The organism is Streptosporangium sp. LJ11 (assembly GCF_051918945.1).
Lineage (GTDB): Bacteria > Actinomycetota > Actinomycetes > Streptosporangiales > Streptosporangiaceae > Streptosporangium.
Genome location: NZ_JBPXMB010000014.1, coordinates 162,119 through 181,865 on the forward strand (window position 1 = coordinate 162,119; position 19,747 = coordinate 181,865).

Sequence of the window (19,747 nt, forward strand, 5' to 3'; positions counted from 1 at the left end):
ATGGGGTGCACGGGTCAGGCCGCGTCGTCGGCAGCGTGACTCACTGCCCTGCGACCGATGTTGATCGCAGCGTTGTGGTCGGCGGGGCCGGCGAACCCGCGGCCGAGACACGTGAAGTCGTCCCGGTTGGGACGATTACGTTTGTCGCAGTGCCCGCACCGATGGCAGGTGCGGGAGGTATCGCGGGGGTCGACCAGACGCACGGGCACGCCGGCGATGGCGGCCTTGTAGGTCACGAACGTGCGGAACCGGCGGAACGCCCACGAGTGGTGGTCGGCACGCTGAGCCTTACGAACCGTTACCCGTTCGCGGATCCCCTCGAGGTCTTCGAGGGCGATCCCCATCCGGGTGTCTTTGGCCTTGCCGACCAGATGCTTGCTGATCACATGGTTGACGTTCCGGGCGAAGCGGGACTCCTTGCGGCGGCGGGCCTTCAGGAGCCGCTTGGCGGACCTGGTGCCCTTGGCCTGCAGGCGCGCCCGCTTCGCCGGTTGCGCGTTTTCTCCACACGACTCAGAACGAAGCCGATCCCAAGAGTTAGGGGCGCCAGCACAAGGCTGACGCCCCTTCCGATCAGGGATTACATGCCGCAGCGAGAGACACCAAGTGATGCATCTGCCACAACTTTGCCCATTATCAGCTGCAGCCGCTGGTGGAGCCGCAGCCCTCGCAGACGTAGCAGCTGCCGGCCGGGCGCATCTTGGTGCCGCAGGTCATGCAGAGCGGCGCGTCGGCGGTGCGGCCCTGGTGGGACTCCAGGGAGCCGGTGCGACGCGGGGTCTCCACGGGTACCGCCTCGGGGCGGGACCGCGGCTCCTCGGCGGGGGCCGGCTCGATGGGGGCCGAGGTGGCGAGTTCGGCGATGACCTCGTCGGTGTGGATCGGGGCCGGGTCCTCACCGCGCTGCTGGGCGGCGCGCTCGGAGGCGGAGAAGATCCCGAGGGCCGCGCGGTCGTCGTAGGGCAGGTGGTCCAGGGCCAGGCGGCGGAAGATGTAGTCCATCACCGAGGCGGCGATGCGGACGTCCGGGTCGTCGGTCATGCCGGCCGGGTCGAAACGCATGTTGACGAACTTGCCGACGTACGTCTCCAGCGGCACCCCGTACTGCAGGCCGATGGAGATGGCCACCGAGAACGCGTCCATGACGCCCGCGAGGGTCGAACCCTGCTTGGACATCTTCAGGAAGACCTCACCGAGGCCGTCGTCGGGGTAGGACGAGGCGGTCATGTAGCCCTTGGCGCCTCCCACGGTGAAGCGGGTGGTGGTGCTGGGGCGCTGGTTCGGCATCCGGCGGCGGGTCGGGCGGCTGATCTCCACGACCTGGATCGCCGGCTCGGCGGGCGTCTCCTTCTCCTCGGTCTTCTTGCCCGAGGCCGAGAGGGGCTGGCCGACCTTGCAGTTGTCGCGGTAGACGGCCAGGGCCTTCAGGCCGAGCTTCCAGCCCTCCATGTAGACCTGCTCGATGTCCTCGATCGTCGCGGACTCGGGAAGGTTGACCGTCTTGGAGATGGCTCCGGACAGGAACGGCTGGGCCGCGGCCATCATGCGGACGTGGCCCATCGGGGCGATCGCGCGCTCGCCCATGGCGCAGTCGAACACCTCGTAGTGCTCGCGCCGCAGGCCGGGGGCGTCGACGACGTGGCCGTGCTCGGCGATGAACTCGACGATCGCCTCGACCTGCTCCTCCTGGTAGCCCAGCCGCCGCAGCGCGCGGGGGATCGTCTGGTTGACGATCTGCATGGAGCCGCCGCCGACGAGCTTCTTGAACTTGACCAGGGCGAGGTCGGGCTCGATGCCGGTGGTGTCGCAGTCCATCATCAGGCCGATGGTGCCGGTCGGGGCGAGGAGCGAGGCCTGGGCGTTGCGGTAGCCGTTCCTGTCGCCGAGCCGCAGGCACTCGTTCCACTGCTTGGAGGCCTCGCGGTGGATGGCCCCGTCGATCTCGTCGAACGTGCGCAGGGCGTCGTTCGCGTCGTTGTGCTTGCGCATGACCCGCTTGTGCGCGTCGGCGTTGCGGGCGTAGCCGTCGTACGGACCCACGACCGCGGCCAGCTCGGCGCTGCGGCGGTAGGAGACGCCGGTCATCAGCGAGGTGATGGCCCCGGCGACCGCCCGGCCGCCGTCGGAGTCGTAGGCGTGGCCGGTGGCCATGAGCAGCGCGCCGAGGTTGGCGTAGCCGATGCCCAGCTGGCGGTAGGCGCGGGTGGTCTCGTCGATCTTCTCGGTCGGGAAGTCGGCGAAGGTGATGGAGACGTCCATCGCGGTGATGACCAGCTCGGTGATCTTCACGAAGTTCGCGATGTCGAAGGTGTCGTCGTCCTTCAGGAACTTCAGCAGGTTGATGCTCGCCAGGTTGCACGAGGAGTTGTCCAGGTGCAGGTATTCCGAGCAGGGGTTGCTGGCGGTGATGCGGCCCGTCTCCGGGCTGGTGTGCCAGTCGTTGATCGTGTCGTCGTACTGGAGGCCGGGGTCGGCGCACTCCCAGGCGGCCTTGCCCATCTTGCGGAACAGCTCTCTGGCGTCGATCTTCTCGATGACCTCGCCGGTGAGGCGGGCGCGCAGGCCGAACTCCTCGCCGTTCTCCACCGCGCGCATGAACTCGTCGGAGACGCGCACGGAGTTGTTGGCGTTCTGGTACTGGACGGAGACGATGTCCTTGCCGCCCAGGTCCATGTCGAACCCGGCGTCGCGGAGGGCGCGGATCTTGTCCTCCTCGCGCGCCTTGGTCTCGACGAACTCCTCGATGTCGGGGTGGTCGACGTCGAGGACGACCATCTTGGCGGCGCGGCGGGTGGCGCCCCCGGACTTGATGGTGCCCGCGGAGGCGTCCGCGCCGCGCATGAAGGAGACCGGGCCGCTGGCGGTGCCGCCGCTGGAGAGCAGCTCCTTGGAGGAACGGATCCGGGAGAGGTTGACGCCGGAGCCCGAACCTCCCTTGAAGATCACGCCCTCTTCCTTGTACCAGTCGAGGATCGACTCCATCTGGTCGTCGACGGCCAGGATGAAGCAGGCGCTGACCTGCTGCGGCGACGCGGTGCCGACGTTGAACCAGACGGGCGAGTTGAAGCTGAAGACCTGGTTGACCAGAGCGTGCTTGAGCTCGTGGTCGAAGATCTCGGCGTCCTCGTCGGTGGCGAAGTAGCCGTGCTCGACCGCCGTACGCGTGTAGACGCCCACCACCCGGTCGACCAGCTGCTTGAGGCTCCACTCCCGCTGCGGGGTGCCGACCGCGCCGCGGAAGTACTTGGTGGTCACGATGTTGGCGGCGTTGACCGACCACGACTGGGGGAACTCGACGCCGCGCTGCTCGAAGTTGATCGAGCCGTCGCGCCAGTTGGTCATGACGACGTCGCGGCGCTCCCAGGTCAGCTCGTCATAGGGATGCACGCCTGGCGTGGTGAAGATGCGCTTCATCTTCAGGCCCTTGCGCGGCCTCTTGCCCCCACGTGTCACCGCGCCGACAGTCTCCGTCATGACTTCCCCCTCCTGGGGCTCCGCAGAACCCTCGAATCGGACCACATCAACGCGCCGCCTCACCCCCGGCGCCCGGGGTCTGCATCAGTCCTGCTCGGTGGAGCGCTCCGCCCGGAGCCGCTCGATCTCCGCCTCGAAGTCGGCCAGGGTCTCGAACCCCCGGTAGACGGAGGCGAACCGCAGGTACGCCACCTCGTCCAGCTCGCGGAGCGGGCCCAGGATGGCCAGCCCGACCTCGTGGGCCGCGATCTCGGCGCACCCGGTGGCCCGGATGCTCTCCTCGACCCGCTGGCCCAGCTGCGCCAGGGAGTCCTCGCTGACGGACCGCCCCTGGCAGGCCCGCCGGACCCCGGCGATCACCTTGTCCCTGAAGAACGGCTCCGTCACACCGCTGCGCTTGCTCACCATGAGCAGGACGGTCTCCTGCGTGGTGAACCTGCGCCCGCATTCGGAGCACGTGCGCCTGCGGCGGATGGCCCCACCGTCCTCGGTGGCCCGGCTGTCGATGACTCGCGTGTCGAGATGGCGACAGAACGGACAATGCACGCGTGTCGCCTCCTTGACTACCGAAGCGGCCGACCCACTTCACCTACCCACCACGCGCACGCCCAGACGCTCGCGCACACACCTTCGAATAGTCGAGGTGCGGTAATGGAAACACAATCTGTGGTGAAGGGTTGCGATGCAGCCACTAGATGTTGTGGTCCAACCGTAGAAGTGCGCGACCATGAACGCAAGTTGAAACGACCTTGCCGGACGAAGTCGCTGATCAGCCGTCACATCCCGGCGTGTCGCCACCCGGGCGAGACCCCTCTCGTCCCGGGCACCTCTTCCCTCACAAACGCCCCGGGCGATCTGTCAGGCGAGACACCCCGCACTCCCCCTCCCCGCCCGCCGACCGCCCTCTCGGACCCCTCCCCCACGTACGCCGCCGCCCCTCCCCCACCTCGGGGGTCCACCTCGGGGACAGGCCCTCCCGGGCCTCAGCGGACGAGGCCCTCGGGGAGATAGAGCCGGGTCCCCGGCCGGACCGTCGAGCCGGACAGCCCGTTCAGGTCCATGACACGACGGACCATCGGGCCGGCGTCGGCCTCCTCCGTCAACGCGTCCGCGATCTCCCACAGCGTGTCGCCCGCGTGCACCGTGATCCGGGGAAGGCCCTCAAGGTCCGGTCGCCCGCCCGCCGAGGCCATGTCGATGCGCCCGCCGATCCAGAGCACCCCCAGGGTGAGGAGCGCGAGCACCGTCACCGCCACAATCCTTCCACGCCTGGTGAGCCGGAGTGGCCGCCGGACGGACGACGGACGGGCGACGCCGGAACGGCGGGCCCGCACCACGGGCGCCACCGCCGATCCCGGCGCCCTCCTCGGCCCGGATCCGCTCCCGAGCCCCCGCTCCGGCTCACGGCCAGGCCTCCGGCCCGGCTCGCGACCGGGTCGCCGTCTCCGCTCGCGCCCGGACGACCGCCCGGACTCCCGGCCGGACCCCTGCCCGGATTCACGCCCGGACAGCCGCTCGGCCCCCGGCCGGGACCCCTGCCCGGACCTCCGCCCCGGCTCACGGGCGGCCGCCTGTCCGGATTCGCGCCCAGACGCCCGCTCGGACACCCGCTCGAGGCCCTGCCCGGACCTCCGCCCCGGCCCACGGCCGGGGCGCGGCCCCGGCAGCGGTCCCGACACCGGCGCCGACCCCCGCCCGGACCCCGGCCCGGGCCCCGCCTCGGACCTTCGCGCGACCTCCGGCTCCGGCTCCGGTCGCGGGGGCGGCACGAGCCGCAGGCGCGGCGCCTCCGGTGAGCGCCGCGCCGCCCGGGATGCCGGCACGGTCCTGGATCGCGGTGTCGTCGTGGTCGGTTTCATGGTGACCCCCATCCCCTCGACCTGGCCGAACACATGTCGAAGAAAGATCGGCGAATCGAACACGATGTCGATCGAACTCCCGTACGATGTTGTACACCACGGCGTCGCCGATTTCGAGGACATTCGAACAATTGTTTGAATATGATCTTCGGCCGAGGTATGGTCGCTGTGTGCGACGTGTTAAATACAGACCGGGAGGCGAGGAGTTCGTATGAGCCAGCACAACGAGAACGGTTCGGCCGCCAGCGACCTGGCGGTGCGAAGGCGTGACTCCCTTGGCCTCACCCCCAGGCAGCGGAAGATCCTTGAGGTGATCCGCGATTCCGTGCAGCAGCGCGGTTACCCGCCGTCCATGCGGGAGATCGGTGAGGCGGTGCAGCTCACCAGCACCTCCAGCGTGTCGCACCAGCTGACGGCTTTGCAACGCAAGGGCTACCTGCGGCGTGATCCGCACCGCCCCCGCGCCCTGGAGGTCCGCCTTCCCGGCGAGCCCGTGCTGTGGGTGGATCCCGACTCCGGCGAGGACGAGGCCCCGGTCAGCCGCCCGACCGCCGCCTACGTCCCCCTGGTGGGCCGGATCGCCGCCGGTGGTCCCATCCTCGCCGAGGAGAGCATCGAGGACGTCTTCGCCCTGCCCAAGCAGCTTGTCGGCGAGGGCACCCTCTTCCTCCTCCAGGTGACCGGTGACTCGATGATCGAGGCCGCCATCGCCAACGGCGACTGGGTGGTCGTACGCCAGCAGCCGGTCGCCGACAACGGCGACGTGGTCGCGGCGATGATCGACGGTGAGGCCACGGTCAAGACCTTCAAGCGCAGAGACGGCCATGTCTGGCTGGTCCCGCACAACCCCAACTACGACCCGATCCCGGGTGACGAGGCCACCGTGCTCGGCAAGGTCGTCGCGGTCCTCCGCAAGCTCTGACGCGAGCGTTCCGGGGCGAGCTCCGGACCGTTCTTCTCCGCGCCTGCTGAGCGAGTTTCGAAACACGTCGTCCCGAGGCGAGTTCCATACCACGCGCCTCCGGCCTCCACGCGACACGCCGGAGGACGCGCGACACGCCGGATGGGCGGTGTCCCGACACGGGATACCGCCCATCCGGCGTTCTCAGGGCTTCCCCGGCCGCCTAGGGGACGATGTTGACCAGCTTGGGCGCGCGGACGATCACCTTTCGCGGCTCCCCGGACAGGAAGGACCGAACCTTCTCCGACGCCAGGGCCAGCGCCTCCAGGTCCGCCTCGGAGATCTCCGGGGAGACCTCCAGCCGGTCGCGCACCTTGCCCGCGACCTGGACGACGCAGGTGACCGACTCCTGGACCAGCAGTGCCGGATCGGCGACCGGCCAGCCCGCGGTGGCGACCGAGGCGGAGTGCCCCAGCCGCTCCCAGCCCTCCTCCGCCGCGTACGGCGCGACCAGGGACAGCATGACCGCCAGGGTCTCGGCGGCCTCCCTGACCGCCGGGTCGGCGGCGCCGGGCCCGGAGTCGATGGCCTTGCGGGCCGCGCTCGTCAGCTCCATCATGCGGGCCACCGCGACGTTGAAGCGGTGGGAGTCGACCAGCTTGGTGACCTCGTCGATGGTGTGGTGGACGACCTTGCGCAGGTTCAGGTCTCCGGCGGTGACGTCCACCCCGGGCGCCGAGGCCGCGCCGGCCTCGGCCATCACCCGGAACGCGCGGGCCAGGAACTTCTGCGACGCCGCCGGGGAGACGTCGGCCCAGTCGATGTCCTCCTCGGGCGGCCCAGCGAAGACGACGGTCAGCCTGACCGCGTCGACACCGTAGGCGTCGATCTGCTGGCCCAGGTCGACGCCGTTGCCCAGCGACTTGGACATCGCCTTGCCCTGGTTGATGACCTGCCCCTGGTTCAGCAGGCGGGTGAAGGGCTCGACGAAGTCGATCATCCCCATGTCGTGCAGGACCTTGGTGAAGAACCTGGCGTACAGCAGGTGCAGCACGGCGTGCTCGACGCCGCCGATGTACTGGTCGATCGGACCCCACCTGCGGACGCGCTCGACGTCGAACGGGCCGTCCTCGTACGCCGGGTCGACGTAGCGCAGGAAGTACCACGAGGAGTCGACGAAGGTGTCCATCGTGTCGGTGTCGCGCTTGGCCGGGCCGCCGCACTTGGGACAGGAGACGTTCACCCAGTCCTCGGCCGAGGCCAGCGGGGAGACGCCCTTGGGTGCCAGGGCCTCGCCGCGCATGTCGGGCAGGGTGACGGGCAGCTGGTCGTCGGGGACGGGGACCTCGCCGCAGTCGGCGCAGTGGATGATCGGGATCGGGCAGCCCCAGAAGCGCTGGCGGGACAGCAGCCAGTCGCGCAGCCGGAAGTTGACCGTGAACCGTCCGGTGCCCCGCTCGCTCAGCACCTCAATGATCTTCCGGATCGCCTCGGCCTTGGCCAGGCCGTCCAGCGGGCCGGAGTTGACCATCGCGCCGTCACCGGAGGTGGCGACGCCGGTCTCGCCCGGATCGGCCAGGCCGGTGTGCACGACCACCCGTACCGGCAGGTCGAAGGCGCGGGCGAAGTCCAGGTCGCGCTGGTCGTGCGCGGGCACGGCCATGATGGCGCCGTGGCCGTAGTCGGACAGCACGTAGTCGGCCGCCCAGACCGGCATGCGCTCGCCGTTGACCGGGTTGATGGCGTACCGGCCCAGGAAGACGCCGGTCTTCTCCTTCTCGGTGGACAGCCGGTCGATGTCGGACAGCTTGGAGACCTCGACCCGGTAGGCCTCGAACGCCTCGCGCCGGTCGTCGGTGACGATCTCCTCGGCCAGCGGCGCGTCCGGGGCGACCACGAAGAAGGTGGCGCCGTACAGGGTGTCGGGACGGGTGGTGTAGACGGTGACCGGCTCGTCGCGGCCCTCGATCACGAAGTTGACGTCGGCGCCCTCGGACCGGCCGATCCAGTTGCGCTGCATGGTCAGCACCCGCTCGGACCAGCCGCCCTCCAGCAGGGCCATGTCGTCCAGCAGCCGGTCGGCGTAATCAGTGATCTTGAAATACCACTGGGTCAGCTCGCGGCGGACGACCTCGGCGCCGCAGCGCTCGCACCTGCCGTCCTTGACCTGCTCGTTGGCCAGCACGGTCTGGTCGTTCGGGCACCAGTTGACCAGGCCGCCCTTGCGGTAGGCCAGGCCGCGCTCGAAGAAGCGGTTGAACAGCCACTGGGTCCACTTGTAGTACGAGGTGTCGCTGGTGTGCAGGCGGCGGGACCAGTCGAAGGAGATCGCGTAGCGCCGGTAGGAGTTGGCCTGGGTCTCGATGTTGGCGTAGGTCCACTCCGCCGGGTGCGCGTCGTGCTTGATCGCGGCGTTCTCGGCGGGCAGGCCGAAGGAGTCCCAGCCGACGGGGTGCAGCACGTTGTAGCCGCGCTGGACCCAGTAGCGGGAGATGACGTCGCCCAGGGCGAACACCTCGGCGTGTCCCATGTGCAGGTCGCCCGAGGGGTAGGAGAACATGTCGAGCATGTAGCGCCGCTCACGCGGGTCGGCGGGGTCGTCGGAGGCCCGGAAGGGGTCCAGTTCCTCCCACCTGCGCTGCCACTTGACCTGCAGGGCCTGCGGGTCATAGTGCTGCTCGTCGCTCTGCATGTCGGCTCGCTCGCTCACGTCGGTTTCCTCGGGGTGTGTCTGCGTGGATGGTCTGACCCGTCCGGCCCAATGCAAAAACCCCCCGCTCACGCGGAGGGCAGCCGCATCGGCAGGGCGCTCAGGGACGGGAGAGCCGATGCGGCCCGATAAGCAGGGTCGCGGCACGCATAGACCAAGACTATCGCAGCCCGCAAGGCGTATTCATGGCCAGGGAAAACAGGGCCGATCGCGGCAAGCGGGGGACAGGATCCGGCCAGGTCGGCAGAATGGGGTTCCCGTACTCGCGGGGCAACGAGACCCGATGGCTATGCGGCCTGTTGTGACCTCGTATGTCTCTCACGTTTACTCTTCTAACCGTGGCACATTCAGCAGAGCCGGGGCAGGGCCCGGATCCGATGGAGGTCGGCCTGCCCATGCAGGATCCGCCGACCGACCCCACCGGACTCCAGTTCAGGGGGGCGTTCTCCGGTTTCCCTGCGAGCCCCCCCGTCTCACGTGAGACCATGCCCAATACGCCTAATTCGGGCACCCGCGCGGGAGGTAAGGAAAGCATGGCCTCGGAGCAGTCCAGCCAGTCCCACCTGCCTCCGGCATGGCCGGAGGCTGCCGAGCCGTCGCCCTCGTGGACGAACGACCCCCTCGGTACCGGCCCTCGGCTCCCCCGCCCGCAGGACGAGTCGCAGGGCGGCAACGGCTCCTCGTGGCAGACCTCACCCGGCGGCGAGGGGCAGCGCCCCGCCGCCTCCCCGGCGGATCCCCCCGGCGGCCGGCCTCAGAGCCCCCCGTCCCACGACGACGGCCGCACGCAGCGCCCGCAGGCCGACGGCTGGGCACAGGCGTCGAACCCCCGGAGCGACAGCTGGTCGGAGGCTTTCAGCCCGCGCAACGACGGCTGGGCGCAGGCGTCCGCCCCCCAGGGTGACGGCTGGTCCCAGGCCTCCGGCCCGCAGGGATCAGGCACTCAGGGCGACGGCTGGTCCCAGGCCTCCGGCCCGCAGGGCACCGACGGCTCGCACCAGACCTCCCCCGGCAACGGATGGCCGCAATCCGCCTCCGCACAGGACGGCTGGGCACAGGCGTCCAGCCCGCGCAACGACGGCTGGGCGCAGGCGACCACCCCCCAGAGCGACGGCTGGGCACAGGCCTCCGGCCCGCAGGGATCGGGCGCTCAGGGATCAAACGCTCAAGGTGACGGCTGGGCACAGGCCTCCGGCCCGCAGGGCACCGACGGCTCGCACCAGACCTCCCCCGGCAACGGATGGCCGCAGCCCGCCTCCGCACAGGACGGCTGGGCGCAGGCCTCGGGCCCGCAGGCCGACGGCGACGGCCACCACCCGTCCTCCCCGAACAACGGATGGCCGCAGTCCACGCCGCCACAGGACGGCAACGCTCAGCCCACCTCCGCCCTCCAGGCCGGCTCTTCCAACGGCTGGGCGCAGGCCGGCACACCGACCAACGACGGCCGGCCCAGCGCCACGCCCCACGACGACAGCCGTGCGCAGAGCCCGCAGGCCAACGGCTGGGCACAGGCGACCAGCCCGCAGAACAACGGCTGGGCACAGGCGTCGAGCCCGCAGGGGGACGCGCGCCGGCAGGGTTCCGATGCGCCGGCGGGCGAGACGTGGCAGGCCGCCGCCCCGGGAAACGACGCCCCCGCCTGGCCTCCGGCACAGCCGACGGAGAACGGCGGGTGGCCGCCCTCACCCGCGCCGGCGGAGAACGCCCCCTGGCCACCCGCGGCCCCGGCGGGCGGTGGCGCGTGGCCTCCGGCCCTCTCCTCGGGGAACGCGGGTCCCGCCGAGGCGCAGACCTCGGCGTTCTCCCCCTCCTGGGCGGGCACCGACGCTCCGGCCGTTCCCTTCGGGAGCGCCCATCCCGGCGCCGCTCAGGGAAACGCCCAGGGCGCCCCTTCCGGCGTCGCCCCCGGTGGTCCCCCTTTCGGGGGCGCCTCACCTGAGGCCGGCGCCCCGAACGGCACCCCGAACGGCGACGGCACCGGAAACGCGCGGCGCAGCTACGGCGTGCCGGACACCCCCGCCATGTGGGCCCAGGCCGCGAACGCGGCGGCCTCCGGCGCACCCGCCCCCCAGGCCCCCGTTCATCCCGGAGCCGGCCCCGGGCCGTCCCAGCCCCAGCCCGGCCACCCGGGCCACCCGGGCCAGTCCGGACATGGGGGTCACCCCGGCCAGCCTGGGCATCCGGGCCAGCCCGGCCATCACCTGAGCCGCGACCCCTCCGACCCGAACAAGCCGTTCGTCACCGCGGGCCAGATCAGCGGCCCGAAGACACCTCCGCCCGAGCGCCAGCAGGAGCTGTGGAACACGGTCTTCGGCGACAACTACCAGGCCATCGAGGACGAGGACGAGCTCGGCGAGCGGGGACGGCCGGTCTGGATCTTCGCGCTGGCCGGGTCCGTGGTCATCGCGCTGCTCGGCGCGGTGCTCTGGGCGTTCCTGGCCGGGCCGCTGGCCGGCGGCGAGGAGATCGCCCCCGATCCCAAGCCCTCCGCGGCGGTCACCAAGAAGCCGGCCAAGCCCGCCGCCATCGGCCGCCTGCCGCGCTTCACCGGCGACGCGTCGCCGGTGGCCGGCACGCTCACCGACCAGCAGGCGGGGATCACCCTGGCACGGCTCGGCGCCCCCTGGCGGCAGGACCAGCGTCCCGGCATGCCCGCCTCCTACGGCTTCACGACCCGTCAGTATCTCCCGGCGGGTACGGACTCCACGGGCAAGACCCAGTTCGCGCAGCTGATGTCGGGCCCGCTCTCCCCGCGCCTGAAGAGCAAGTACACCTCGCCGGAGAACCTCGCACCGGTGATCAACGCGGTGGCCTCCAACGGGCGCAACAAGTTCTTCCCCGAGGGCAACACCGCCCGTAAGACCGCCCAGCAGACCCTGTCGGTGAACGGCCTGCCCGGCCAGCTCGCGGCGTACGAGATCACCTCGGGCGACTCGAAGACGACCATGGTCGTGGCGGCGGTGAGCACCGGCGCCGATCTGCCCTCGATCGTCTACATGTCGGTGCCGGACAGCAGGAAGGAATTGCTCCCCGACATCAACACCGTCTTCAAGTCGATCCGCGCGGCGGGGCAGTGACCACTCCGTAGGGATTCCCGAAAGCCGCGAACGACTTAGAAGGTGCACTCCATCCGCTTGATCCCGTTGATGAAGCTGGAGTGGAGCCGTTCGGGAGCGCCGCCCTCGATCCGCGGGACGCGGCGGAGCAACTCGCGGAACATGACGGTGATCTCGCGGCGGGCGAGGTGGGCGCCCAGGCAGAAGTGCGGTCCCGGGCCGCCGAAGCCGATGTGGGGGTTGGGACTGCGGGTGATGTCGAAGCGGAGCGGGTCGGTGAAGACGGTCTCGTCGCGGTTGGCGGCCCAGTAGTAGAACACGACCTTCTCCCCCGCGCGGTAGAGGTGGCCGTTCATCTCGTGGTCGCGGGTGACCTTCCTGCGCATGTAGTTGACCGGTGAGGCGAGGCGGACGATCTCCTCGACGGCACCGGGCAGGCGCCCGTCGAGGTCCTGGAGCAGCAACTCCCGCTGGCCGGGATGCTCGGTGAACAGGCGCAGGCCGTGGGAGATGGCGTTGCGGGTGGTCTCGTTGCCCGCCACCACCAGCAGGATGAAGAACGAGCCGAGCTCCTGCATCGTCAGCTTCTCACCGTCGATGTTGGCGTTGACCAGCGACGAGGTGAGGTCGGTCGTGGGATGTTCCGCCCGGTGCGCGGCGAGGTCCTGGACGAGCTGCTGGAGCTCCATCCCTGCGGTCAGCAGCCTCTCCGCGACGGTGTTCATGTCGAGGCCGACGTACTCGGGGTCGAAGCCTCCGAGGATGATGTTGGATCTGTCGAAGACAGCGCGGTAGTCCGTCTCCGGTATCCCCATCATGTCGCAGATGATCTTCAGGGGCAGCTTGGCGGCCACCTCGGTCACGAAGTCACAGCCGGGCCCCTTCGCGATCAGGTCGTCCACGATCCGCACGGCCGCGGCGTCGACGTCGACCTCGAACTGCTTGATCATCTTCGGGGTGAACGCCCGGGACACGATCCTGCGCAGCCGCGCGTGCCGGGGATCGTCCATATTGATCATCGAACCGAAGTACTCGGCGAACTCGGCGGGCATGTCGAGGATGTTGGTGGCCCCGCCGTCTCCCGAGCAGAACACCTCGGGAGTGCGGCTGGCCTCCAGGATGTCGGCGTGCTTGACCAGCGCGTGGTAGCCGGGCCCTCGCGGGATCAGCGGGTTCTCCATCTCCTGGTAGAAAACGGGACGCTCCAGCTCCCTCAGCAGCCGGAAGGCGTGCTCCCGCTCCGGCATGGGCCTGGACCAGAAGTCGTGGTCCGACAGGTCGAAGTCGCCGGCGGAGACGATCGGCTTCCGCTCGGCTGGCGTCACGTTCATGGCGCCCATCCTTTGGGAAAGCAAACGCTTGCGTCAATGCGAGGCCCCCTGGCGGCTCTCCCGGAATTTGGGAAAGCAAACGCTTGCGTCAATGCGAGGCCCCCTGGCGGCTCTCCCAGAATTTGGGAAACCAAACGCTCGCGTCAACGCAAGGCCCCCTGGCGGCGCTCAGAAGTCGCAGTCAAGATGCTTGATGCCGTTGATGAAGCTGGAACGCAGACGGTCGGGCTCCCCCACGGAACGGATTCCGGGCAGGCGGGTGAACAACTCGCGGAACATGACGGTGATCTCGCGGCGGGCGAGGTGGGCGCCCAGGCAGAAGTGCGGTCCCGGGCCGCCGAAGCCGACGTGCGGCCCCTCGGTACGCCGGATGTCGAAGCGGTGCGGGTCGGTGAAGACGCTCTCGTCGCGGTTGGCGGCCCAGTAGTACAGCAGGACCTTCTCCCCCGCGCGGTAGAGGTGGCCGTTCATCTCGTGGTCGCGGGTGAGGCTGCGGCGCATCCAGGCGACGGGCGAGGCGAGGCGGACGATCTCCTCGACGGCACCGGGCAGGCGCCCGTCGAGGTCCTGGAGCAGCAGCTCCCGCTGGCCGGGGTGCTCGGTGAACAGGTGCAGGCCGTGGGAGACGGCGTTGCGGGTGGTCTCGTTGCCCGCCACCACCAGCAGGATGAAGAACGAGCCGAGCTCCTGCATCGTCAGCTTCTCACCGTCGATGTTGGCACTGGTCAGAGCGGTGATGAGGTTGTCTCCCCCCTCGGCGGCCAGGGAGATGACGAGGTTCTGGAGTCCCTGCCCCGCACCGAGGAGCAACTCGGCCGCACGGCTGACGTCGGCGATGAACTCGGGGTCGCCGCCCGACAGGATGATGCTCGTGGCGTCGAAGACCGCCTGGTAGTGCTCGGGACCGATGCCCATCATGTCGCAGATGATCTTCAGGGGCAGCTTGGCGGCCACCTCGGTCACGAAGTCACAGCCGGGCCCCTTCGCGATCAGGTCGTCCACGATCCGCACGGCCGCGGCGTCGACGTCGACCTCGAACTGCTTGATCATCTTCGGGGTGAACGCCCGGGACACGATTCTGCGCAGCCGCGCGTGCCGGGGATCGTCCATATTGATCATCGAACCGAAGTACTCGCCGAACTCGGGGCCGAGGTCCTGGATGGACGTCGCCCCCCGGCCCGAGGAGAAGACGTCGGGGTGGCGGCTGGCCTCGATGATGTCCGCGTGCCGCACCAGGGCGTAGTAGCCGGGGCCGAGCGGGGCGAAGGGGATCTCGGGCTCGGCGAACAGGATGGGGCCCGGCTGCGCGCGGAGCACTGCGAAGGCGGCCTCCCGCTCGGCCATCGGCCGCTCCCAGAAGGAGATGTCCGACAGATCGATGTCCGCGAGTGAAACCGTCACGCCAGCCTCCACTAGAACCGCATTCTGTTTTCATGGATCCTGCCACAGGACCCTCGGCTCAACCAGCTCGGAACGAGATCGTCGACCTTCCCGGAGCGCTCCCGATGCGGGAAGCGCCCGGTCTGGGAACATGCTCCTCCCTGGCACCCCGCGAAAGGAAGGCCACGACCTGGCCAAGCCGATCCGCCCACGCGGCCCCTCGGCGGCCACGGCGGCCTCCCGGCCTCGCGATCACGCGATCCGATGGCCCGGCCGTCAGTGGCCGGCGGCGATGAGGTCGGCGGCCCTTTCGGCGATCATGACGGTGGGCGCGTGGGTGTGTCCCCGGGTGATGAGCGGCATGACCGAGGCGTCGGCCACCCGCAGGCCGGCGATCCCTCGGACCCGCAGGGCGGGGTCCACCACCGACCCGGGATCGTCGCCCATCCGGCAGGTGCCGACCGGATGGTAGAGGGTCTCGCTGCGCTCGCGGATCCAGCGGACGAGCTCCTCCTCGGTCCTCGGGTCCCAGTACGGGTCCATCGGCGGCCCCGCGAGCGGCCGGAGCGCCTCGGTGGTGAACAGCTCCCTCGCCTTCCGCAGCCCGGCGACCTGCCGCCGGACGTCGGCCTCCGCCGTCAGGTAGCCGGGGTCGATCACGACGTCCCGGCCGTCCAGCGAGAGGCGGCCGCGGCTCTCCGGCCGCAGCAGGATCGAGGCGATGGTCAGGCCGTGGCCGGGCGGCGGGGTGAGGCCGTGGTTGACGAAGGAGCCGGGAGCGAAGATCAGCTCGATGTCGGGGGCGGGCTCCTCCTCGGAGGTGCGGATGAACGCCACGGCCTCGCCGATGTTGGAGGTGAGCATGCCTCGGCCGCCGGCCAGGAAGCGGAGCAGGTTGGCGGTCGACTCGGCGCCGGCGAGGGTGATCGGCTTGAGGCAGTGCAGGAAGACGCCCGACGCGAGGTGGTCCTGGAGGTTGGCGCCGACCCCGGGCAGCTCGTGGACCGGCTCGACACCCGCGGACCGCAACTCGTCCGCCGGACCGACCCCCGACAGCATCAGCAGGTGCGGTGAGCCGATCGCCCCGGCCGACAGGATGACCTCCCCGCGCGCCCGCGCCACCGCGGTGCCGTCACCGCCGACGTCGCCGTCGCCGTCGCCGCCGTACTCCACCCCGGTCGCGCGCCCGTCCTCGACGAGCACCCGGCGTACGCGTGAGGAGGTGAGCACGGTGAGGTTGGGCCGCCTGGCCGCGGGTGCGAGGTAGGCGTCCGCGGAGCTCCAGCGACGGCCCCTGCGCTGGGTGACGGGGGTCGGCGAGCAGCCCTCGTTGGAGGGGCCGTTCAGCTCCTCCAGGCGGGCGATGCCCAGTTCCTCACAGGCCCGCAGGAAGAGCGCGGTGGCGGGGTTCGGGGAGCGCAGCTCCGAGATGTGGATCGGGCCCTCCGTGCCGTACACGCCGCCGCGGTTGGAGCCGGCGCGGCGCTCGACCCTGCGGAAGTACGGGAGGACCTCCTCGTAGGACCAGCCCGGCACGTTCCATCCGTCGTAGTCGGCGCGGTGCCCGCGCACCCACATCTGGGCGTTCATCGAGGAGGATCCGCCGAGCATCCGGCCGCGCGGCCAGTAGAGTTCCCTGCCGGACAGCTCGGGCTGCTTGGCGGTGGTGAAGTCCCAGTCGCGCTCGGTCTTGAACAGCTTGGAGAAGCCGGCCGGCATCCGAACCTCCAGCTTCCGGTCGGAACCGCCCGCCTCGATGAGGGCGACCCTCGTGCCGGGGTCGGCGGAAAGACGGTTGGCCAGCACACATCCCGCTGACCCCGCGCCCACGATGACGTAGTCGTACTCCACGCTCACTGACCTTTCATCGCACAGTCGGCCAGCTCGCCTCCCCGTAAGCGCGCTCTTATCTGCTTACTCCCCCGCGGTTTGCCCGTCAATTTGTCATCGTGTTACCTACCGGTCGGTATCTCGGACTGCCAGTATGAGCGGGTCAGAGCTTGCTCGGAGGAGGACGTACGATGCTCAACCTGTCGATCGCACTGGAGGACAGCGCCAGGGAGGCCCCCGACCGCACCGCACTGGTCTTCGGTGACCTGCGGCTGCCGTACTCCCTGGTCAACACCGTCGCGAACCAGGTTGCCAACCTGCTGGTCTCCCGCGGGATCGGCAAGGGCGACAAGGTGGCGCTGGCCTGCCCCAACCTGCCCTACTTCCCGTTCGTCTACTACGGGATCCTCAAGGCCGGCGCCACGGTCGTGCCGCTCAACGTGTTGCTGCAGTCCAGGGAGATCGCCTACCACCTGGAGGACTCCCAGGCCAAGGCGTTGTTCTGCTTCGAGGGCACTCCCGAGTTGCCACTGGGCGAGCGGGGCAAAGCCGGCTTCGAGGGGTCCTCCGCCGAACACTTCTTCGTGCTGCCCGCCACCGCGTTCGCCACCGAGTCCGAGTACGGGGAGACGCTGTGGGCCGCGCTGGACGGCGTGTCCGGCGAGTTCGAGACCGTGCAGACCTCGCCCGACGACACCGCGGTGATCCTGTACACCAGCGGCACCACGGGCCAGCCCAAGGGCGCCGAGCTCAGCCACCAGAACATGCTGCTCAACGCCATGGTCTCCGACGAGATGTTCCCCCGCACCGAGGGCGGTGACGCCTACCTGGCGGTGCTGCCGCTGTTCCACTCCTTCGGCCAGACCGTCGTCATGAACGCCGGGTTCCGGCGCCAGGCGACCGTCGTGCTCCTGCCGCGCTTCGAGCCGGGCCCGGCCCTGGAGCTGATGCGCGCCGAGAACATCACGCTGTTCGCGGGCGTGCCGACCATGTACTGGGCCATGCTGACGAAGATCCACACCGACGGCGACGAGGTGCCCACCTCTCTCAGGATCGCGGCCGCCGGTGGCGCCTCCTCCCCCGTCGAGGTGCTCAAGGACTTCGAGAAGACCTTCGGGATCGGCATCCTGGAGGGGTACGGCCTGTCGGAGACCTCCCCGGTGGCCAGCTTCAACCAGCTCGGCAGGCCCACCAAGCCCGGCACGATCGGCACGCCGATCTGGGGCGTGGAGATGAAACTGATCGACAACGACTGGAAGACGATCGAGGGCGAGGGTCCCGGCGAGATCGCGATCCGCGGGCACAACGTGATGAAGGGCTATTACAACCGGCCCGAGGCGACCGCCGAGGTCATGCGGAACGGCTGGTTCCGCACCGGCGACATCGCCACCCGCGACGCCGACGGCTACTACTCCATCATCGACCGCGCCAAGGACATGATCATCCGGGGTGGCTTCAACGTCTACCCGCGCGAGCTCGAGGAGGTCCTGATCACCCACCCCGAGGTCTCCCTCGCGGCGGTGGTCGGGGTCGCCCACGACTCGCACGGCGAGGAGGTCAAGGCGTACGTCATCCGCACCCCCGGCGCGACGGTCACCGAGGACGAGCTGATCGCCTGGGGCAAGGAGAACATGGCGGGGTACAAGTATCCGCGGATCGTCGAGTTCCGCGACGCGCTTCCGATGACCGCGACCGGGAAGATCCTCAAGCGCGAGCTCCGCTGAGGGGCCCGTATCCGCCCGGCCGATGAGGCCACGGCGGCGGGGCCGGGTTCCGGACGGCGCGGCATGCCGCCGGAACCCGGCCCCGAGGTGTCCGCGGCAGGGGCCGTACGGTCCGGTGGGAACGCGTTCGCGTGAGCGCCCGCGCGGATTCTCGTAGAGGAACATCCCGTACGAGCGTCTCCCGCGCGGGGGCTCCCCGCGTGAGCGTGTTCCGGGCGTCAGGGCCAGTCGAGCGAGGGGCGGAGCGGGAGACCGGCCGTGCCGTCGGCGTTGAGCTTCACCCCGAGGACCTGGTGGAGCTGGATCTTGTTGCGTTCGAAGCCGACCACGCAGGCCGCCATGTAGAGGCGCCAGACCCGCGCCGTGCCCTCGCCGACCTCCTTGACCGCCTCGTCCCAGTGGGCGTCGAGGTTGGCGCACCAGAAGCGGAGGGTCTGCGCGTAGTGCTCGCGCAGGTTCTCCTCGTGGCGGATCTCGAAACCGGTGTCCTCGATCTGGCGGGCCAGGTAACCGACCGACTCCAGCTCCCCGTCGGGGAAGACGTAGCGGTTGATGAAGCCGCCGGCGTTGAGGGTCTTCTCCGTGCCCGTCGGGCGGGTGATGCAGTGGTTGAGCAGCCGCCCGCCGGGGACGAGCTTGTCGTACAGGAAGCGGAAGTAGAAGGGCAGCTGGTCCTTGCCGATGTGCTCGGTCAGGCCGATCGAGCTGACGGCGTCGAAGCCGGTCTCCGGCACGTCGCGGTAGTCCATGTGGCGGACCTCGGCGAGCTCGCCGAGGCCGGCCTCCGCGATGGCCTTCTGCGCCCACTCGGCCTGCTGGCGCGAGAGGGTGACCCCCAGCGCCTTCACGCCGTACTCGCGGGCGGCGTGGATGACCATTCCGCCCCAGCCGCAGCCGACGTCCAGCAGCCTCATGCCGGGCTTGAGGTCCAGCTTGCGGGCGACGAGCTCGAACTTGGTGAGCTGCGCCTCCTCCAGCGTGGACTCCTGCTCGGGGAAGACCGCGCAGGTGTAGGCCATGGAGGGGCCGAGCACCCACGAGTAGAACTTGTTGGAGACGTCGTAGTGGTGGTGGATGGCCTCGGCGTCGCGCTGCTTGGCGTGCCTGCTGCCCATCCGGGCGAGCATGCTGCGCCGCACCTCCTGCGGAGGCGGCGGCATCCGCGTCAGCAGCGGGCGGACCCCGAGGGCTCGGATGGCCGCGAGCTTCTGCCCGACCGGGATGTCGTTGACGGTGAGCGACCACATTCGGGACAGCAGGGTGTACATGTCCCCGTCGACGTCGAGGTGACCGGACACGTACGCCCTGGCCAGACCCAGCTCTCCGGGGGCCTGCGCCAGGTACGCGACGGCCGCCGGGGTCTTCACCTCGACACTGATGTCGGCGCCGGCCGGTCCGGCCTTGCTTCCGTCGTAGGCGACGAAGCGCACGTCCGCCTCGGGCCCCATGACCTTCTCGAAGATCTCTGCGAGCAACACAGAA

The 19,747-nt window shown here is 69.9% G+C and carries 12 protein-coding genes; 3 read left to right on the forward strand and 9 right to left on the reverse strand.

Annotated features, from left to right (window positions below; translation table 11 throughout):
• Window positions 1–14: 14 nt before the first annotated feature.
• The 4 genes from ACTOQ3_RS21745 to ACTOQ3_RS21760 form a co-directional block, all read right to left on the reverse strand.
• On the reverse strand, window positions 15–611 hold the full coding sequence (locus ACTOQ3_RS21745) for an RNA-guided endonuclease TnpB family protein (protein WP_440085235.1): 597 nt from the start codon (window positions 609–611) through the stop codon (window positions 15–17).
• Between the two features lie 25 nt (window positions 612–636).
• Window positions 637–3,474: a vitamin B12-dependent ribonucleotide reductase gene (locus ACTOQ3_RS21750; RefSeq protein WP_440085179.1), complete on the reverse strand. Its 2,838-nt coding sequence runs from the start codon at window positions 3,472–3,474 to the stop codon at window positions 637–639.
• A gap of 84 nt (window positions 3,475–3,558) precedes the next feature.
• Window positions 3,559–4,020 (reverse strand): transcriptional regulator NrdR, encoded by a 462-nt coding sequence (nrdR, locus tag ACTOQ3_RS21755; RefSeq protein WP_362682135.1) that lies wholly within the window; start codon window positions 4,018–4,020, stop codon window positions 3,559–3,561.
• A 437-nt stretch (window positions 4,021–4,457) separates the two neighbouring features.
• The gene (locus ACTOQ3_RS21760; protein ID WP_440085180.1) at window positions 4,458–4,724 is read right to left on the reverse strand and encodes a LysM peptidoglycan-binding domain-containing protein; all 267 of its coding nucleotides are present in this window, start codon (window positions 4,722–4,724) and stop codon (window positions 4,458–4,460) included.
• 820 nt (window positions 4,725–5,544) lie between these two features.
• Between ACTOQ3_RS21760 and lexA the strand changes: the two genes are divergently transcribed.
• Entirely contained in the window at window positions 5,545–6,255 is a 711-nt protein-coding gene (gene lexA, locus ACTOQ3_RS21765; protein WP_350975199.1) for a transcriptional repressor LexA, read from the forward strand.
• A 202-nt stretch (window positions 6,256–6,457) separates the two neighbouring features.
• On the opposite strand, the gene leuS is transcribed toward lexA, so the two are convergent.
• Complete coding sequence (gene leuS, locus ACTOQ3_RS21770; RefSeq protein ID WP_440085236.1) at window positions 6,458–8,926, reverse strand: leucine--tRNA ligase; 2,469 nt, start codon at window positions 8,924–8,926, stop codon at window positions 6,458–6,460.
• Window positions 8,927–9,477: 551 nt separating this feature from the next.
• On the opposite strand from leuS, the gene ACTOQ3_RS21775 reads away from it, so the two are divergent.
• Window positions 9,478–12,021, forward strand: a complete 2,544-nt coding sequence (locus ACTOQ3_RS21775) for a hypothetical protein (RefSeq protein WP_440085181.1) — start codon at window positions 9,478–9,480, stop codon at window positions 12,019–12,021.
• Window positions 12,022–12,056: 35 nt separating this feature from the next.
• Here ACTOQ3_RS21775 and ACTOQ3_RS21780 read toward each other — a convergent pair whose 3' ends face one another.
• The 3 genes from ACTOQ3_RS21780 to ACTOQ3_RS21790 all read right to left on the reverse strand — a co-directional run bounded on the left by ACTOQ3_RS21780 (window position 12,057) and on the right by ACTOQ3_RS21790 (window position 16,562).
• The gene (locus ACTOQ3_RS21780) at window positions 12,057–13,331 is read right to left on the reverse strand and encodes a cytochrome P450 (RefSeq protein ID WP_440085182.1); all 1,275 of its coding nucleotides are present in this window, start codon (window positions 13,329–13,331) and stop codon (window positions 12,057–12,059) included.
• Window positions 13,332–13,499: 168 nt separating this feature from the next.
• A complete protein-coding gene (locus tag ACTOQ3_RS21785; RefSeq protein WP_440085237.1) occupies window positions 13,500–14,675 on the reverse strand; it encodes a cytochrome P450 in 1,176 nt (391 codons plus the stop codon).
• A gap of 312 nt (window positions 14,676–14,987) precedes the next feature.
• Window positions 14,988–16,562 (reverse strand): GMC family oxidoreductase, encoded by a 1,575-nt coding sequence (locus tag ACTOQ3_RS21790; RefSeq protein ID WP_440085238.1) that lies wholly within the window; start codon window positions 16,560–16,562, stop codon window positions 14,988–14,990.
• Window positions 16,563–16,732: 170 nt separating this feature from the next.
• On the opposite strand from ACTOQ3_RS21790, the gene ACTOQ3_RS21795 reads away from it, so the two are divergent.
• On the forward strand, window positions 16,733–18,265 hold the full coding sequence (locus ACTOQ3_RS21795) for a long-chain-fatty-acid--CoA ligase (protein WP_440085183.1): 1,533 nt from the start codon (window positions 16,733–16,735) through the stop codon (window positions 18,263–18,265).
• A gap of 218 nt (window positions 18,266–18,483) precedes the next feature.
• Here the strand turns inward: ACTOQ3_RS21795 and ACTOQ3_RS21800 are convergent, their stop codons facing one another.
• The gene (locus tag ACTOQ3_RS21800; protein WP_440085184.1) at window positions 18,484–19,743 is read right to left on the reverse strand and encodes a class I SAM-dependent methyltransferase; all 1,260 of its coding nucleotides are present in this window, start codon (window positions 19,741–19,743) and stop codon (window positions 18,484–18,486) included.
• Window positions 19,744–19,747 lie beyond the last annotated feature (4 nt).

Coding starts and splice junctions, on each gene's coding strand:
- ACTOQ3_RS21785 (WP_440085237.1), bottom strand. CDS start 14,675: ATGGCCGAGCGGGAGGCCGCCTTCGCAGTGCTCCGCGCGCAGCCGGGC.
- ACTOQ3_RS21780 (WP_440085182.1), bottom strand. CDS start 13,331: ATGAACGTGACGCCAGCCGAGCGGAAGCCGATCGTCTCCGCCGGCGAC.
- leuS (WP_440085236.1), bottom strand. CDS start 8,926: ATGCAGAGCGACGAGCAGCACTATGACCCGCAGGCCCTGCAGGTCAAG.
- lexA (WP_350975199.1), top strand. CDS start 5,545: ATGAGCCAGCACAACGAGAACGGTTCGGCCGCCAGCGACCTGGCGGTG.
- ACTOQ3_RS21775 (WP_440085181.1), top strand. CDS start 9,478: ATGGCCTCGGAGCAGTCCAGCCAGTCCCACCTGCCTCCGGCATGGCCG.
- ACTOQ3_RS21795 (WP_440085183.1), top strand. CDS start 16,733: ATGCTCAACCTGTCGATCGCACTGGAGGACAGCGCCAGGGAGGCCCCC.
- ACTOQ3_RS21750 (WP_440085179.1), bottom strand. CDS start 3,474: ATGACGGAGACTGTCGGCGCGGTGACACGTGGGGGCAAGAGGCCGCGC.